Below are 16,260 nucleotides of genomic sequence, written 5' to 3'. Positions count from 1 at the left end.
CTTTTTTTATGGATTTACGTATGCATAACCATTGTCATCTGCGATCCGGTCATCCTGCACCGGCAACATCGCGCACAGTTCACGTCTCCGCGGTATTCACGGCATCGGTACTGCTGTGGTTCACCGTGCTGGCCACCTTTGCCTATGCGGCGCCCGGCGCCGGAGCACAAGGCCCTGCCCCCGCCGTCACCGTGGAAAAAGTTCAGGTGAAGGACGCCAACCCCCCGCAGGCATATGTGGGCAGGGTTGAAGCCATTCAGGCAGTGGACCTGCAGCCGAGAGTCGAAGGATATCTCACGGCAGTAAACGTCACCGAAGGCGGCATGGTAAACGCCGGTGACGTTCTTTTTGTCATCGAGCAGACAACCTACCGTGCCCGTGTCAACGCCGACGCCGCCGCCGTGGACAAGGCACAGGCTTCGCTGGACAGGGCCGAAAAATACTTAAAGCGCCTGCGTTCCACCCGTAAAAGCGGTGTGGCCGCGGCAGACATGGACGCGGCAGTCAGCGACCAGCTGCAGGCAAAGGCCCAGCTGCAGGAAGCCATGGCCGCGCTTGAGCAGTCCAGACTTAATCTGGGGTACACCACCATCACTGCCCCCATCCACGGACGCATCGGTCGTGTTCAGGTGACCAAGGGCAACCTTGTGACTCCCTCCACGGGAGCGCTGGCACGCATCGTACAGGTAGACCCCATCCGTGTGGTCTTTTCGCTGAACGAGCAGGATTATCTGGCCATGAGCCGGCAGGTGTCTCCGCTGCCTTCGGGCGAGGTTTCATTTTCCGACGTGGTTGTGCCGCGCCTGCGCCTTTCCGACGGAACGGTCTACCCCGCACAGGGACGCATAGATTTTGTGGATAACGAAATAGATGCCCGTACCGGCACCATTGCCGTGCGCGCGGTGTTTGACAACCCGGGCCAGCTGCTGCTGCCGGGCGGTTATGTAACCGTGGAACTGACCAAGGCCGCCGCAAAGCCGCGCCCGGTGGTACCGCAGGCAGCCGTGCAGGAAGACAAGGACGGCCGGTTTGTACTGGTAGTGGGAGAAGGCAACGTGGTGAGTGTACGCCGCATCGTCACCGGAGCAACCGTCGGCGCCAGTTGGGTTGTGGAAGACGGACTGCAGGGCGGCGAAACCATCATTGTGCACGGACTGCAGAAAGCCCGCGTGGGCCAGCCCGTGGAACCCAAGCTTGACGCCACCCGCGGTCAGGAGTAGCCCATGATCGCCAAACTGTTTGTAAGCCGCCCGCGGCTGGCGATGGTCATATCACTGGTCATCACCATTGCCGGTCTGGTGACCATGTTCACCATTCCCGTGGCGCAGTACCCTCAGATCAACCCTCCGGAAATCGTGGTTTCGGCCGCGTATCCGGGTGCCAGCGCACAGGTTCTGGCCGATACCGTGGCAGCGCCCATCGAGTCGCAGGTCAACGGCGTCGAAGGCATGGTCTACATGTCGTCCAGCAGCGATAACAGCGGCAACTACTCACTTACAGTGACCTTCGGGCCTGATGTGGACCCCGATATAGCACAGGTCAACGTGCAGAACCGCGTCGCGCTGGCAGAACCTGTTCTGCCCACGGAAGTCAAGCAGCAGGGGGTTTCCATCCGTTCGAAATCCTCAAACATGCTTGCTGTATACTCGTTTATCTCCCCTCAGGGATCGCATGACTCGCTCTATCTGAGCAACTACGTCAGCATAAACATCAAAGACGCGCTTACCCGCGTGAACGGCGTCAGCGACGTCACGGTGTTCGGTGCCAAAGACTACAGCATGCGCATCTGGCTTGATCCGGACAGAATGGCCGCGCTCAAGGTAAGCCCCGAGGAAGTCATTGAAGCCGTCGGCTCGCAGAACATTCAGGCTGCCGCGGGCAGTGTGGGCTCCGCCCCGTCTTCGCCCGACCAGCAGCTCACGTTCACCGTACGCGCCAAAGGCCGTCTGACCACGGTGGAAGAGTTCCGCAACATTGTCATCCGCAGCAACGACACAGGCGGCCTGCTGCGTCTGGGCGATGTGGCGCGCGTGGAGCTGGGCGCCAAGGACTACGGCACAGAGGCCACATTCAACGGACACCCCGCCATTGCGCTGGGCGTGTACCAGAGCCCCACAGCCAACGCTCTGGATACCGTTGAAAACCTGAACAAAGAACTCGACCGGCTTTCCAGATTCTTTCCCGAAGACGTGGAATACCGGCTGATGTACGACACCACGGACTATGTGCGTGCCGCGCTGTGGGAAATAATCCTCACCCTGCTCATCACCTTTGCACTGGTCATGGGCGTGACATACATCTTCCTGCAGGACCTGCGGGCGACGCTCATTCCCACGCTGACCATCCCTGTTTCGCTGCTGGGCACATTTGCGGTGCTCATGGCGCTGGGGTACAGCGCAAACACGTTCACCCTGTTTGCGCTCATTCTGGCCATCGGCGTGGTGGTGGACGATGCCATTGTGGTGGTGGAAAACGTACAGCGCATCATGTACGAGGAAAAACTGCCCGCGCCTCAGGCCACCATCAAGGCCATGGAACAGGTGACCGGGCCGGTCATCGCCACCACGCTGGTGCTGCTGGCCGTTTTTGTGCCCATTGGCTTCATCTCGGGCATCACCGGCAACATCTTCCGGCAGTTTGCGGTCACCATATCCACGTCGGTGCTGCTGTCTTCGGTCAACGCGCTGACGCTCAGCCCCGCGCTGTGCGCCATTCTGCTGCGGCCGGTGCGCATGCATCAGCACGGACCTCTGGCCGTGTTCAACACGGTGCTCAACAAGTGCCGCAACAGCTTTGTTTCCGGCACGGCATGGCTCATCCGCAAGATGGTCATCTCCGGCGTGCTCTTTCTGGCAGTGGCCGCGGGCACGTACTACATGATGAACAGTATCCACACCAGTTTTGTTCCCGATGAAGATCAGGGCGCTCTGTTTGTGGATGTGCAGTTGCCCGACGGAGCCGCAAAGCCCAGAACAGGCAATGTGATTGACGAAATCGGCGCACAGATGGAAACCATGGACGGCATGCAGGAAGTGCTGGGCATCAACGGCTTCAGCTTTCTGAGCGGCCGCGGGGCAAACTCCGGTCTGCTCATCGCCAACCTGCTCCCGTGGGACGAACGCAGCGATGCTTCGCTGCACGCAACGGCCCTGCAGGCCAAAATGACCGTGGCCTTCAACGCCATCCCTTACGCCAACACCCGCGTACTGCTGCCGCCGGCCATTCCCGGTCTGGGCATGGCGGGCGGCATAGACTTCCGCGTGCTGGCCACGCAGGGTCAAAGCCCTCAGGAACTGGCCGCCGCAGTGCGCTCCATGCTCATCGCGGCCAACAGCGACCCCAGAATAATGGCCGCGTTCAGCTCTTATTCCGCCAACGTGCCGCAGGTGTTCATCAAGCTGGACAGGGCAAAGGCGGAAAGCATGGGTGTGGCCGTCAGCAACGTATTCGCCACGTTGCAGACACAGCTCGGTTCGCGGTATATAAACGACTTCAACATGCTGGGCCGCGCGTTTCAGGTCAACATTCAGGCCGAAAACGACTACCGCAATGCGGTGGACGACATCAGCCGCCTGCACGTGCGCAGCGGTGACGGACACATGGTGCCGCTGGGCAGCATAGCAACCATAGAGACTGTGCTTGGACCGCAAAGCTACTCGCGCTACAACCAGTTCCCCTCGGCGCAGATAATGGCCATACCTGTTCCGGGCTTCAGCTCCGGTCAGGCCATGGATCTGTTCGAGGAACTGGCGGACAAAACACTGCCCGAAGGCTACACCTATGAATGGTCCGGCCAGAGCTATCAGGAAAAGCAGACGCAGGGACAGACCGGCATTCTTGTGGGACTGGCACTGCTGTTCGGCTACCTGTTCCTTGTGGCACAGTACGAAAGCTGGACAACGCCGCTGCCTGTCATGCTCTCCATTCTGTTCGCCTCCGGCGGCGCGCTGGCGGGGCTGATGATAGCAGGCATGCCGCTGAGCATATACGCCCAGATAGGGCTTGTGCTGCTGGTGGGGCTGGCGGCCAAAAACGCCATCCTCATCGTGGAATTCTCGCGCGACAAACGGCTTGAGGGCGCCTCCATCATGGAAGCCGCCACCACGGGCGCGCGTATCAGATTCCGTGCGGTGCTCATGACGGCGTTCTCGTTCATTCTGGGCGTGTTCCCCATGGTCATCGCCCAGGGTGCCGGTGCAGGCAGCCGTCAGTCCATCGGCACCACGGTGTTCGCGGGCATGCTGGCATCCACCATGGTGGGGATATTCTTCATCCCGCCGCTGTATGCCGCCTTTGAAACCATGCGCACCAGAACCATGGACTGGGTACACCGCAGGCGCGACGCCGCGCACGCAGAACTGACCGATACGGGGAGCAACAATGACGCATAACAAGGCATACGCCACGCCGCGCAGAAACGGTCTGCTGGCCTCCGCTCTGCTGACCATAGTGTTTGCAGGCGGCTGCGCCGTGGGGCCGGATTATACCGCACCGGAACTGGATTCGCCCGCCGCATGGCGCACGGAGGACGTTTCCGGCCTGCGGCAGACCAGAAACGCCACCACCGCGCTGTCGCAATGGTGGAAAGTGCTGGAAGATCCCATGCTGGACAGCCTGATGCAGCGCGCCGTGACCGGCAACCTTGACCTGAAGGAAGCCCGGGCCCGCGTCCGCGCCGCACGGGCCCGTCTGGGCATCAGCGAGGCGGACCTGTACCCCACGCTGGATGCCTCGGGCAGCCTGTCCACCGGCCAACAGTCTGAAAACGCGGGATACGACGGCAAGGAACGTGACCTGTACAAAGCCGGATTTGATGCCGGATGGGAAATAGACATCTTCGGCGGCACGCGCCGTGCCGTTGAAGCCGCCGGAGCCGAACTGGAAGCCAGCGAAGCCGACCTGCGCGATGTATACGTATCCATGCTGGCGGAAATAGCATCCACCTACGTGGACGTGCGCACCTACCAGACCCGGCTTTCCGTGGCTCAGGCCAACCTTGAAGAACAGAAAGAAACCTATGAAATCGTCGCCTCGCGCTACGATTCCGGCCTGAGCGATGCGCTGGGTGTGCAGCAGGCGCGCTACAGCCTTGAAAGCACCCGCGCCGAGATTCCCGCACTGCAGTCCAAGCTGGATGCCGCCATCAACCGGCTGGCATTGCTGCTGGGGCAGCAGCCCGACACGCTGCATGCCGAGCTTATCACCCGGCGTCCCATACCCATGCCACCGGTCAGTGTGGCCGTGGGCATACCTGCAGACGCGCTGCGCAACCGGCCCGACATCCGCATGGCGGAACGCACGCTGGCAGCCAGAACCGCTGAAGTGGGGGTGGCCACGGCTGAACTGTACCCCAAATTCCGGCTGGTCGGCTCCATCGGGCTGGAATCGTTTGCCCAGAGCAGCCTGTTTGAAAGCGGCAGTCAGGTCTACAGTTTCGGGCCGGGCATCAGCTGGCCCATTTTCCGCGCCGGAGCCATACGCCGTAATATAGATGTGGCTGAAGCCGTGCAGGAACAGTACCTGCACCGTTACCAGCACACGGTGCTGGCCGCGCTGAATGAAGCCCAGACGGCCATGACGGACTACGCCAAGGAACAGAACCGCCGTGACGCGCTGCAGGCAGCCACACTGGCAGCCCGCGAAGCGCTTGAACTGGCGCAGGACAAGTACCTGAACGGCCTTGTGGACTTCAGCGACGTGCTGGAAGCCCGCCGGTCGCTGCTCTCGTACGAAGACCAGCTGGCAGTAAGCAAGGGCGCCGTGGTGGACAGCCTGGTACGCATCTACAAATCCATGGGCGGCGGATGGCAGACCATGGAAGCACTGCAGCAGACGGCGCAGGACGCCGGAAGCAGTCAGCGCTGACCGTTGCAGGCAGTCTCAGACGCACAGACACAGAAAGGGCCGGAATATTCCGGCCCTTTTTCTGTCATGCACCCCGCAACGGCATCCGGCCGCACAGCGTCACGAAACCGGTGCAGAAACCGCAGGCCGCTCATACACCGCATCACCGGTTTCCCACGCGGCAACACAGGATTCCAGACGGGCAAAAGCAGCTCCGTCAGCCGGAAAAGGACGCACTTCGCTCACGTCCTGCAGTTTGGCCGCCTGCCTGATCATCTGCTCCAGACGGGCATCATCGTGTACCAGCAGCCATATGCGGCTTATGGAACCATCGTCCACCGGCGTGCACAGAATGCCTTCCACGTTGAACGCGCGGCGGGCAAAAAGACCGCACACATGCGACATGACACCGGGGTGGTTACGCACGGTAAGGCGCAGGGCAATAAGCCCCGCGGCGCTGTCAGGCTGCTGCTTCTGTACGGTCATGGCCGTCTCCTTCTATCATTTCTGTGTTGGCGGCGCCGGGAGGCACCATGGGAAAAACACTTTCCGAAACCGCCACGGGAATGTTCACAAGACAAGGCCCCGCCGTGGTCAGTGCGGCCTCCAGCATGCCCAGCGGATCACGGCTGGCGCCCAGATCAACGGCAGGCATGCCGAATCCTTCCGCAATACGCACAAAATCAACCTGTACCGAATAATCCGTGGCGAAAACCCGCCGCTCGAAAAACAGGTTCTGCAACTGCTGCACCAGTCCCAGAGCGTTGTTATTGGCAAGAATTATCTTGATGTTGCAGCGCTGCTCCACGGCGGTGGCCAGTTCCTGAATATTCATCTGCAGGCTGCCGTCACCCGTGAAGCAGACCACCGTTCTTTCCGGACAGGCAAGCGCGGCCCCGATGGCGGCGGGCAGACCGAACCCCATGGTGCCCAGCCCGCCAGAGGTAAGCCACTGACGGGGTCTGCTGAAAGGATATGCCTGTGCCGTACGCATCTGATGCTGGCCCACATCGGTGGTCACCACGGCTTCCGGACCCACTATTTCCGCCGTCCGTAAAATCATGCCGTAAGGACTTACGGGGTCGTCGGTGCGCGGCAAATCCAGCCCCCAGCCGTTGCGCAGCTCTTCCACGCGGTGCAGCCAGTTTTCGCGGGCGCACGGGGCAACCAGCGGCTCCAGCGCCTCCAGAGTTGCCCGCACATCGCCCTGAATACCCAGATGGGCAGAGCGGATTTTATCCAGTTCGCTGGCATCGATGTCGATATGAATCACCCGCGCCCGCGGGCAGAAGCTGTCCACACGCCCTGTGGCCCTGTCGTCAAAACGGGCACCCGCCACAATAAGCAGGTCGCACTCTTCCATGGCCATGTTGGTGCAGCGCGCGGCGTGCATGCCCAGCATGCCGAGTGAAAGAGGATGCTCCGAAGGAACGGCCCCGAGTCCCATAAGCGTCATGGCCACCGGTATGCCAGCCTTTTCGGCTATGCGCCTTGCCGCCGGTGCGGCACCGGAACTGATGACCCCGCCGCCCAGATACATCAGCGGACGCTCCGCCTCGTCTATCATGGCGGCGGCACCCACCACGTCTTCCATATCCGGCATCAGGGGAGCATCGGGCAGCCCCGGTCCGGGCCAGCTGTCTATCTCCAGCGTGGCCAGCTGCACATCACGCGGAATATCCACAAGCACCGGCCCCGGACGGCCGGAAGCCGCAATGCGGAATGCTTCGGGAATGACCGTGAGCAGTTCCTGCGCCGTGCGGACCAGAAAATTATGTTTGGTCACAGGAATGCTCATGCCATAGGTATCCACCTCCTGAAAGGCATCGGTACCTATGAGTGTGGTGGGTACCTGCCCCGTGATGCAGACAACCGGAACCGAATCAAGCTTGGCATCGGCCAGTGCGGTAAGGATATTGGTGGCGCCGGGACCGGAAGTGGCAAGACATACGGCAGGAACACCGGTGGCACGGGCCATGCCCTGCGCAATGAAGCCGGCAGCCTGTTCATGACGGGTGAGAATGTGCCGGATGCTGCCGCGTGCTGCCAGTGCATCGTACAGCGGCAGGCTGGCACCGCCCGGAATGCCGGCCACATGCCGCACCCCCTGTCGCTCAAGCATCCGCACAACGGCTGCTGCACCTGTCATGCGCTCCGGCCGGGCGGCAGGCTGCTGTTTTTCCGGCGCCGGACACTGCGTTTTGCTGCCATGCATGGCAGCCTTTCCGGCAGACGGCCGCGCTTCGGCGGCATGGTCGCGTGATCGGGAACGGCTCATGGAGACTCCTCCTTCGCTTTCCCCGGGCGGCTTCCGGCGACCGGCTGCAACAAGACAACCCCCGCCGGCTTGCGCCGGCGGGGGTTGGACTGAATACTGTGTATGTGCTCCTCCGCTACGGCGCGCTTATAACGACGCGAACGACGACGACTACGACAGAGACGACGACGGAAACAACGGCGCAGAGACCCAGTAGGGTCTGGGAAGAAGCAGCGTTGTCAGCGTAGCCGTAAGTCATTCGTAATCTCTTTTTTTCGCGTTGCCGCGTTCACGGAGCAGTGAAGCTGAAAAACCCTAATCCCGGCTTGACGTTTTCGTCAACAGGTTATTTGGAGCCGCATACAGTCTGTGAAAGACTGCACAGCACCCTTTCATCACCTGCCGGAATGCAGATGACGCCCCGCCGCAGATACGTTATCCGACATGCCGCGCCCGTACCGTGCCGCGGCCGGGCCGCTGCCGCAGAAATACCGGAAGAGCGTTCTGCCGGCAGCCGTAACGGCATGCCACGGCCAACGCCGCTGCTGTCCGCCGGGAAGGCCCGCCATACGCGGGTGGCGGATATGCCCTGCCGTCCCACTGCCCGCCGCGCGGTGCGGGTGTCTGCACACTCAGCCACCGCACCGCGGGGGGCATTGCCGCACCGCGGGTCTGCGCATCTACAACCTTACAGGCCCGCAGCCCCGCCGCCGTTCCAGCCCCCTGATGCACAGCGAAAGACCAATGGTCATCACCAGATACAAAAAAGCCACAACATTGTACGTTTCAAAAAACATGAATGTGGATGCGGAATACACCTTGCCCAGCTGCGTGATATCCTGAACGCCCAGAGCCGAAACCAGAGCCGAATCCTTGAGCATGGCCACAAAGTCATTAGCCAGAGGCGGCAGCACATTGCGCAGCGCCTGCGGCAGAACTACCTTGCGCATGGCCTGCCAGCGGCTCAGTCCCAGAGAACGCGCCGCTTCCATCTGCCCTGCGGCCACAGACTCAACACCTGCGCGCACTATTTCGGCAATAAATGCAGAATACCCCACCGTAAGCGCCAGGATGGCCCGCCATGTAAAATCCAGCGAGCGCACACTGATGCGGGCGGTCAGACCGGCTTCAATCAGCGGCGAAAGCAGCCAGTTGAGTGCATCCACCAGACCGGGGGCACCCACAAAGGCAATGTAGTACAGAATGACCAGCATGGGGATGCCGCGCACTATTTCAATATAAAACGTGGCCGCCTCGCGCAGCAGCCTGCAGCGCGAAACGCGCCACAGCCCGAGCACCAGCCCTGCCAGCAGAGACAGCGCATATGCGATGAATGATACATAAAGGGTGACGGCCACGCCTTTGCGGACCGTCACGAAAATAGCGGTATAGTCTGCATCGGCGGCCATGTTCCAGCATATCAGCACGGCAATGAACAAAGCGGCCAGCAGCCACAGAGGCAGGCGTTCAAACAGGCCCCCGCGGCGGCCTGCGGCAGTACGGGATGATGACATCGTTCTCTTACGGATACAGCGGAACGGCTTTGCCCGGGCAGAACCGGCCGCTGCACGTTGCGTTACCTGTATTCGTAAAACCACCGCCGGCTCAGAGCGTCCAGCGTGCCGTCCTTCTTCATGCTGCCTATGGCGGCGTTGAACGGTTCCACAAGATCCGAGCCCGGCGTCATGATAAAGCCGAACTGCTCCGAACCAAGCGGACCGCCCACAACCTTGAGCTTGCCGGGGCGTGCGCCTATGTAGCCGCGTGTGGACGAGGCATCCATCAGCACCATATCCACATCGCCGTGGATGAGGGCCTGCACGGCCGGTCCGAAGGTTTCAAAAAGCTTGATACGGGGGTTGGCCTCGTCGCCGTCCAGCACATCGTACACGGCCACATAAAAATTGGTGGTGCCCGGCTGCGAGCCGATGAGCAACCGCTCGTCGGCGCGGAAGGTCTGCGCATCGGCAAAACGCTGCTCGTCGGCGCGCACCAGCATAAACTGCTCACTGGTCAGGTAGGGTTCGGTGAACTCAACCTGCTTTCGGCGTTCATCATTGATGGTTATGCCGTCCATGCCCACGTCGTACTGTCCGCCGCGCACGGCGGAAATCATGGTATCCCAGGATGTGACGTGCCACTGCACCGTACAGTTGAGGCGACGGCATATTTCATTCACCGCATCATACTCAAACCCGATGCCGTTGCCGGTCTGCGGATCGATGAAATTGAGCGGCCGGTAGTCGTTGCCGGTCACGGCATGCACCGTGCGCCCTGCGAGATCGGGCAGCCCCTGTGCCGCACATACGCCGGCTGTCCCCGTCAGCACGGCGCACAGCAGCACCAGAACAGTCTTCAGCTTCCGGATGGCTGTCTGCATACAAGCGTCCTCCTGCGCGTTGATGGTCTGATGAAGTATGCGGGCGCCGCCATGCTTGTCAATGCCGTGCCGCCATGCATGTCAAAGCCATACCGCAGGATACACGCTGCGGCGTTATACTATGCACGGCCGCATGAATGCTGCTATCGTCGGTCATGCGCATCGCCCTGCTTGACAATGCCGCGGGCTGCCCGCCGCATACCGCCCCCTGTACGGGCCCCATGCCCGCGCTGGCTGATGCCTTGCGGCAGATGGGTCATGCCGTGGCGCTGTATGACAGTCAGGGGGTGCTGCACCAACCCTCCGCAGAACCGCCCCGCAGAGCAGACCCCGACGCATGTCCGTGCCCGCCCGACACACAGGCCGCCGCAACGCCTGCACCAGAACAACCTGCCGCAAAGCCCGCCGGAGAGGCCTGCTCCTGCGTACTCTCCGAAAGCACCCGCTTCCTGCCGCCACAGCAGGCAGAAGACATGCTGCGTCTGCCGGACGGCGCCGATGTGATACACGCACTGCAACCCTTTGCACCGGTGCAGGGCAGCATCTGCCTGCACCACGTCATGTCCTGCACCACGCACCCCGCGGCACAAAGCGAACCGGTATACGCCAGCGCCGCGCTGGGCCGTTTTTGCAACCATCCTGCAGGGGCCGTGGTACACTGCGGCATCGATCCGCAGCAGTACTTTTTCAGGGCGGATAATGACGGGTACCTGCTCTATGCCGGTACCCGCGGCACGGGGCAGACGGCACAGGAGCACATGCAGGACTGCCTTTTGCCGCAGCACAGTTTTCTGCTGGCCGCCGGTCTGGCCCGCGCAGCAGGACTGCCGCTGGTGGTTGCAGCTCCCGCAGAGCAGTTTGCCGGCACTGCCGGCAACGCGCACGTCAGCTTTGCCGGCAGTCTGACACACGCAGAGTATGCACAACTGCTGGCGGGAGCCAGAGCGCTGATTCACCCTGCGCTCACCCCCGACTGGACCGGCATGGCCGTTCTTGAGGCGCTGGTTTCCGGCACTCCTGTGCTGTGCACGGCCACCGGCGCATTGCCCGAAGTATGCAGCCACGGGGTGACGGGATTTTTTTTCCGCTGCATGGACGACGCCCGCATGCAGCTGCGGCACATGGACAGCATAAACCCCTATGACTGCCGGATGCATGTGCTGTGCGGGTTCACGCACAGACATATGGCAGAACGCTGCCTGAGCCTGTATGCACAGCGTTTCCGGCAGGCATGCGAACGCGCCCGCGATGCCGCACTTTCCGCAAGTACAGGGCGGCCATCCTGCACCGGCAGCTTTGCCGTTTAGCCCGTTTTCCTCCCCTGCCGCGCCTTCCGCGCCGCATTGACGAACCCGCCTTCGTAGGCCTAGAAGAGTCTTTCACCCGCGCTGCACACAGGCAGCGCATTTCAGTTTTACGAACCCGAGACATACTCACATGGAACCGTCCGAGAATACCACAGAGGCCCTTGTCAGGCAGCTGACAGGGAGCATCCGGCCCGCAGGCTTTTTTTCCAGTGCAGGCAACAAAAACACGCAGAACGGCGCCGCCGCCGCATCGCCGCGAGCTATTCTGTGGGCTGCGCGTACACTTGACGGCGGAGCCGTGGAAGTGACTCCGCTGTTCAACGGCCTTCCGGCAGACCCGGCGCTCAAACTTGCCAAGCGCGTGGAGCGCATGCGCTTTCTTGCCCAGTACTGGCCGGAACCGGCCCTGTACCAACGCGATGCCATGCCCACAGTGGCCCTTCAGGGCGCAGCCACGGGCTATCCGCAAAACAAAGCCGAAAACATGCGTGCCTATCTGCCGCTTATTCCCGCCTATCTGGCCACAGGGCAACGCCCGAAAGCGGAAACCGTGGTGGAGTATCTGGTGCAGAACGGCGCGGGGCTGAATGAAAAGCTGCGCATGCTGCTGAACAAGGTGGCTGTTTCGCTGCGTAAAGGCGGCGAACCGCAGAATGCGCTGGACTGTTACATGGTGCTGCGCAAATTTCACGGCGAAGACGAACATCTCGACTTCAACATCGCCCGCACACTGTTTGATATGAAGCGATACAAAGAATGCCAGGCGGTGCTGCAAAAAGCTGTCAGCACCAACCCCGGTTTCCGGCCCGCAGCCGTGTTCCTGCAAAAACTGGAACGGATTCCTGCGCTGCGGGGCTGACCCCCGTCAGGACAACCGCCTCCGGGCGGTTTTTTTCATCTGCCGCTTGCCACCTGCGGCTTCAGCTGTCAGGCTGCGGATATCCATGCCACGCAACCGCCGCTGACCGTCACTGACTGCCTGCAACAGCCGCCCGAGCCCGGCCCCCCGCGAGCCACGCCGCAGACGATTTTCCGGTACGGATGCAAAAACACCCGAGGGCATCATGCCACATTTTTCCTGCCAGCATGGCACCGCACCGGCAGAATTCGACTCCTGCCAGCCGCGTCCGGCGGCATTTCATGAATTCGCGGCACCGGCGCCCGCCGTTTCCACCCGCGCGTGCACTCCCTGCAACGGCTGCGGGTGGTGCTGTCTTGATCATCCCTGTGATGAATCCGTTTACCTGCACGGCTACACAGACCGCTGCCCCGAACTTTGCTGGAGCAAAAGCCGGAACCGGTACCTGTGCCGGCTGGCGGCCGATGCGGTGCGCGGCCGGAGGTTCCGCGACAATCTGCGCATGGGCGAAGGCTGCTGCGCCCCCCAGAACCCGTGGCGGCAGAACGTGCGGCAACGCTAGCCCGCCATATGCATAAAAAACACCCCCGCGGCTGCCGGAAGCAACTGCGGGGGCGTGTGAAAGACAATGTTCCGAACTGTTATTCCGTGCCGATGGCCTCGATAAGTGCCTGTGCACGGCGGGCGAGGTGTGTCACCTCAGGCTTGGAAATCTGGTCGTCGGCCCCCACCGAAGTGCCCTTGTGCCGCAGCTTGTCTGTAATCAGCGATGAGAACAGAATAACAGGCAGCATGCGCAGCGCGGGGTCATCCTTCACGCGTTTGCACAGATTGTGTCCGTCCATGCTGGGCATTTCAATGTCGGTGACAAGCACCTGCACATAGTCGGTGACAGGACGGCCCTCTTCTTCGCCTTTTGCTTTCAGTTCCACCAGCCGGTCCCATGCCTCGCGGCCGTTGTTCACGGCCTCCACCTCAAATTTAGCTTTTTGCAGCAGGTCCTTGAGCATCTCGCGGATCAGACCGGAATCATCGGCGATGAGAGCTCTGTAGCCGGTGTTCGCCTCCCAGTCCACGGCTTCATCAAGCTTCAGGGCAAGATCGGGGTTCATGCTGGCCACAATACGCTCAAGATCAAGAATGAAGATGATGCGCCCTTCCATCTTGACCACGCCGGTAATGGAATTGTTGGACAGGCTGGCCACATACCTGTTGGGCGGTTCCACCTCTTCCCAGCTGATGCGGTGAATGCGGTTCACCCCTGAAACCTGAAATGCCGTGGTGACATTATTGAATTCCGTCACCACAACCTTGGGGGGTTCTTCTCCCGCACGCTGTTTACCCAGCCACATGCTCAGGTCCACCAGCGGAATGATCTGGTTACGCAGGTTGAATGCCCCCAGCACCGAACGATGCTGCACCTCGGGCATTTCCGTCACCTTGGGCATACGGATTATTTCCAGCACTTTGGCAACGTTTACACCGTAATACCCCCTGTAAGGCGGCTCATCCGGATTGTTCGTCACTTCATCCAGATAGAATTCGACGATTTCCAGTTCATTGGTGCCCGCCTCAAGCAGGATATTTGTCTGCGACATGGTTTCCTCCGGATGAAATCAGCAGCGGGGCTGTCAGCCCTTTTACAAAGACTCCAACAATTTCTGGGTCTCGTCAATAATACTCTTGGGTGTGGAAGCCCCGGCAGTAAGTCCGGCCGCACCATACCCGCGTATGGCGTCCAGAGGCAACTGGTCCGGCGTTTCCACATGGTATGTGGGCACACCCTGAGCCTGTGCCACCTCGGCCAGCCGCCGCGTGTTACCGCTGGCAAATCCGCCCACCACCACCATCACATCCACACTGCGCGCAATGGCTATGGCTTCGTCCTGCCGTTCGCGGGTGGCATCGCAGATGGTGTCCAGCACGGGCACATGGTCGCCGAAACGACGGCGCACCCATTCTATCACACTTGTAAAGGCATGTTTATCCTGCGTGGTCTGGGCTGCCAGAAAATAATGCCGGTCATCTTCCAGCGGACCGTTCTGCAGTTCCTCCAGCGAACCGAAAACCACGGCGCCCTCTCCGGCGTAGCTCAGCAGTCCCTGAACTTCAGGATGGTCATGCTCGCCGAACAACAACAGCGTACGGCCTTTTTCCCGCTGTCTTGCTATGCCCAGCTGCGCACGCTTGACCTTGGGACAGGTGGCGTCCACCAGATCGACCCCCGCCGCGGCAAGCGCTCTTTCCGTTTCTTCGGGAATACCGTGCGCCCGTATGACGACCCGCTGCCCGGAACGGGCTTCCGCAGGGTCGGTATAACAGCGCACGCCCTTTTGCTCGTAGCGTCTGAGCACCTGTGGATTATGAATGATAGGGCCGAGCGTGGCTATATCTTTCGCGTTATTATCAAGTTCCCTGTCCAGTTTTTTCAGGGCAAGTCCCACGCCCATGCAAAAACCGGCAGTGGCCGCACGTTTTACATGCATTGATCGTCTCCCGCGGGGGCGGTCTGAACACGGCATGCACCGTCATCCAGCATGGGCGCGCCCTGCGCCCGCCACCGCTCAAAAAAAGTATCCAGCAGATGGTCCAGCCCTTCCCATGTCAGGCACGAGGCCAGATGGTTGCGCAGCGCACGCGCTCCGGGAAACTGCCGTACATAGCGGGGCACAAAAGTCCGCATTTTGAACAGCGCTGTTTTGTCGGCGCACAGCGCCCTTGCCAGCGCCACATGCCGACGTATGATGCGCACAGTCCTTTCAGGGTCGGGCTGCGGCTGCTCACCGCCGGACATCATGGCGGAAAAATCTTCGAACACGGCAGGATTGGCCAGTGCCCCGCGGGCAAACATGACTCCGTCCACCCCGCTGGCACGCATGCAGCGCACAGCATCTCCGGCGGTAAACAGGTCGCCGCTGGCAATGACGGGAATAGTCACATGCTCCTTGAGACGCGCCAGCGCATCCCAGTCCGCCGTCCCGCTGAATCCCTGCCGGGCAAACCGCGGATGCAGGGTAAGCCAGCCAGCTCCGGCGTCCTCCAGCCTGCGGGCAAGGTCCATGCAGACCTGTGCCCCCTGTTCCCAGCCCAGCCGGAACTTGAACCCCACACGGCCCGCCCCCGCCACGGCCGTCATGGCACGGGCCACGCGGACAGCATTGGGCACATCGCGCAGCATACCCGCGCCGCAGCCGGTTTTGACCACCTTGCGCACAGAGCAGCCCATGTTGAGGTCAAACCAGCGGTATCCCTTGTCCACCAGTTCGCGCATGGCCGCATCCATGATGGGCACCTCGTTGCCGAACAGCTGCAGCACCATGGGCGCGTCCTGCGGACAGGTTTCCAGCAGAGCATGCGTACCCGGACTCCGGTATACCAGCCCCTTGGCGCTGACCATCTCGGAACAGACAACACGCGCGCCGAATTCACGGCACAGCAGGCGAAACGCCAGATCGGTGAATCCGGCAAGCGGGGCAAGCCACGGGGCATCACCGCCGGCGGGCAGCACCGTCAGCCCGTCAGAAACCACGGGCTGTGCAAAACCGGACGGCACGCCGGGCACCACTGATGCCGCATCAAAACAAGACTCGCGGGAAACCTTCATCATGTTCAT

At 61.4% G+C, this 16,260-nt stretch carries 13 protein-coding genes; 6 read left to right on the top strand and 7 right to left on the bottom strand.

Translation table 11 applies throughout. From position 1 onward, the window contains the following. The first annotated feature begins 20 nt into the window (after positions 1-20). The 3 genes from H586_RS18490 to H586_RS0106995 are packed head-to-tail and all read left to right on the top strand — an operon-like array spanning position 21 to position 5,865. Positions 21-1,220, top strand: a complete 1,200-nt coding sequence (locus tag H586_RS18490) for an efflux RND transporter periplasmic adaptor subunit (protein WP_011366538.1) — start codon at positions 21-23, stop codon at positions 1,218-1,220. A 3-nt stretch (positions 1,221-1,223) separates the two neighbouring features. After that, the gene (locus tag H586_RS0107000) at positions 1,224-4,391 is read left to right on the top strand and encodes an efflux RND transporter permease subunit (protein WP_027181686.1); all 3,168 of its coding nucleotides are present in this window, start codon (positions 1,224-1,226) and stop codon (positions 4,389-4,391) included. Then, the gene (locus H586_RS0106995; protein WP_011366536.1) at positions 4,381-5,865 is read left to right on the top strand and encodes an efflux transporter outer membrane subunit; all 1,485 of its coding nucleotides are present in this window, start codon (positions 4,381-4,383) and stop codon (positions 5,863-5,865) included. The genes H586_RS0107000 and H586_RS0106995 overlap by 11 nt, the downstream gene beginning before the upstream one ends. Positions 5,866-5,964: 99 nt before the next feature. On the opposite strand, the gene ilvN is transcribed toward H586_RS0106995, so the two are convergent. The 4 genes from ilvN to H586_RS0106970 all read right to left on the bottom strand — a co-directional run bounded on the left by ilvN (position 5,965) and on the right by H586_RS0106970 (position 10,481). Continuing rightward, positions 5,965-6,330 (bottom strand): acetolactate synthase small subunit, encoded by a 366-nt coding sequence (ilvN, locus tag H586_RS0106990; protein WP_011366535.1) that lies wholly within the window; start codon positions 6,328-6,330, stop codon positions 5,965-5,967. Next, entirely contained in the window at positions 6,305-8,122 is a 1,818-nt protein-coding gene (ilvB, locus tag H586_RS0106985) for an acetolactate synthase large subunit (protein ID WP_081701793.1), read from the bottom strand. The genes ilvN and ilvB overlap by 26 nt, the downstream gene beginning before the upstream one ends. Before the next feature lie 659 nt (positions 8,123-8,781). After that, the gene (locus H586_RS0106975) at positions 8,782-9,615 is read right to left on the bottom strand and encodes an amino acid ABC transporter permease (RefSeq protein ID WP_011366533.1); all 834 of its coding nucleotides are present in this window, start codon (positions 9,613-9,615) and stop codon (positions 8,782-8,784) included. A gap of 62 nt (positions 9,616-9,677) precedes the next feature. Beyond that, positions 9,678-10,481, bottom strand: coding sequence for a transporter substrate-binding domain-containing protein (locus tag H586_RS0106970; protein WP_211232559.1), 804 nt, complete (start codon positions 10,479-10,481; stop codon positions 9,678-9,680). A gap of 137 nt (positions 10,482-10,618) precedes the next feature. Here H586_RS0106970 and H586_RS0106965 point away from each other — a divergent pair, with 137 nt between their 5' ends. The 3 genes from H586_RS0106965 (at position 10,619) to H586_RS18485 (ending at position 13,209) form a co-directional block, all read left to right on the top strand. Further along, entirely contained in the window at positions 10,619-11,788 is a 1,170-nt protein-coding gene (locus H586_RS0106965) for a glycosyltransferase (RefSeq protein WP_027181682.1), read from the top strand. Between the two features lie 130 nt (positions 11,789-11,918). Beyond that, positions 11,919-12,647 carry a tetratricopeptide repeat protein gene (locus H586_RS0106960; protein WP_011366530.1) on the top strand — a complete coding sequence of 243 codons (729 nt, stop codon included), beginning with the start codon at positions 11,919-11,921 and terminating at the stop codon, positions 12,645-12,647. A gap of 205 nt (positions 12,648-12,852) precedes the next feature. Beyond that, the gene (locus H586_RS18485) at positions 12,853-13,209 is read left to right on the top strand and encodes a hypothetical protein (protein ID WP_011366529.1); all 357 of its coding nucleotides are present in this window, start codon (positions 12,853-12,855) and stop codon (positions 13,207-13,209) included. 79 nt (positions 13,210-13,288) lie between these two features. Here H586_RS18485 and H586_RS0106945 read toward each other — a convergent pair whose 3' ends face one another. Genes H586_RS0106945 through H586_RS18480 form a run of 3 tightly spaced genes read right to left on the bottom strand, consistent with a single transcriptional unit; the run spans position 13,289 to position 16,254 of the window. After that, positions 13,289-14,245 (bottom strand): chemotaxis protein, encoded by a 957-nt coding sequence (locus tag H586_RS0106945; RefSeq protein ID WP_011366528.1) that lies wholly within the window; start codon positions 14,243-14,245, stop codon positions 13,289-13,291. A 42-nt stretch (positions 14,246-14,287) separates the two neighbouring features. Continuing rightward, on the bottom strand, positions 14,288-15,133 hold the full coding sequence (gene ispH, locus H586_RS0106940) for a 4-hydroxy-3-methylbut-2-enyl diphosphate reductase (protein WP_027181680.1): 846 nt from the start codon (positions 15,131-15,133) through the stop codon (positions 14,288-14,290). After that, a complete protein-coding gene (locus H586_RS18480) occupies positions 15,124-16,254 on the bottom strand; it encodes a tRNA dihydrouridine synthase (RefSeq protein ID WP_027181679.1) in 1,131 nt (376 codons plus the stop codon). The genes ispH and H586_RS18480 overlap by 10 nt, the downstream gene beginning before the upstream one ends. Positions 16,255-16,260 lie beyond the last annotated feature (6 nt).

It is taken from the genome of Oleidesulfovibrio alaskensis DSM 16109, assembly GCF_000482745.1.
Classification (GTDB): domain Bacteria; phylum Desulfobacterota; class Desulfovibrionia; order Desulfovibrionales; family Desulfovibrionaceae; genus Oleidesulfovibrio; species Oleidesulfovibrio alaskensis.
The sequence above is the reverse complement of the archived record's forward strand: the minus strand, read 5'-3'. Positions and strand labels throughout refer to the sequence as shown.

Bases quoted from the DNA above. Each gene is read 5' to 3' on its own strand.
- H586_RS18490 (WP_011366538.1), top strand. From the start codon at position 21: ATGCATAACCATTGTCATCTGCGATCCGGTCATCCTGCACCGGCAACA.
- H586_RS0107000 (WP_027181686.1), top strand. From the start codon at position 1,224: ATGATCGCCAAACTGTTTGTAAGCCGCCCGCGGCTGGCGATGGTCATA.
- H586_RS0106995 (WP_011366536.1), top strand. From the start codon at position 4,381: ATGACGCATAACAAGGCATACGCCACGCCGCGCAGAAACGGTCTGCTG.
- ilvN (WP_011366535.1), bottom strand. From the start codon at position 6,330: ATGACCGTACAGAAGCAGCAGCCTGACAGCGCCGCGGGGCTTATTGCC.
- ilvB (WP_081701793.1), bottom strand. From the start codon at position 8,122: ATGAGCCGTTCCCGATCACGCGACCATGCCGCCGAAGCGCGGCCGTCT.
- H586_RS0106975 (WP_011366533.1), bottom strand. From the start codon at position 9,615: ATGTCATCATCCCGTACTGCCGCAGGCCGCCGCGGGGGCCTGTTTGAA.
- H586_RS0106970 (WP_211232559.1), bottom strand. From the start codon at position 10,481: ATGCAGACAGCCATCCGGAAGCTGAAGACTGTTCTGGTGCTGCTGTGC.
- H586_RS0106965 (WP_027181682.1), top strand. From the start codon at position 10,619: ATGCTGCTATCGTCGGTCATGCGCATCGCCCTGCTTGACAATGCCGCG.
- H586_RS0106960 (WP_011366530.1), top strand. From the start codon at position 11,919: ATGGAACCGTCCGAGAATACCACAGAGGCCCTTGTCAGGCAGCTGACA.
- H586_RS18485 (WP_011366529.1), top strand. From the start codon at position 12,853: ATGCCACATTTTTCCTGCCAGCATGGCACCGCACCGGCAGAATTCGAC.
- H586_RS0106945 (WP_011366528.1), bottom strand. From the start codon at position 14,245: ATGTCGCAGACAAATATCCTGCTTGAGGCGGGCACCAATGAACTGGAA.
- ispH (WP_027181680.1), bottom strand. From the start codon at position 15,133: ATGCATGTAAAACGTGCGGCCACTGCCGGTTTTTGCATGGGCGTGGGA.
- H586_RS18480 (WP_027181679.1), bottom strand. From the start codon at position 16,254: ATGATGAAGGTTTCCCGCGAGTCTTGTTTTGATGCGGCATCAGTGGTG.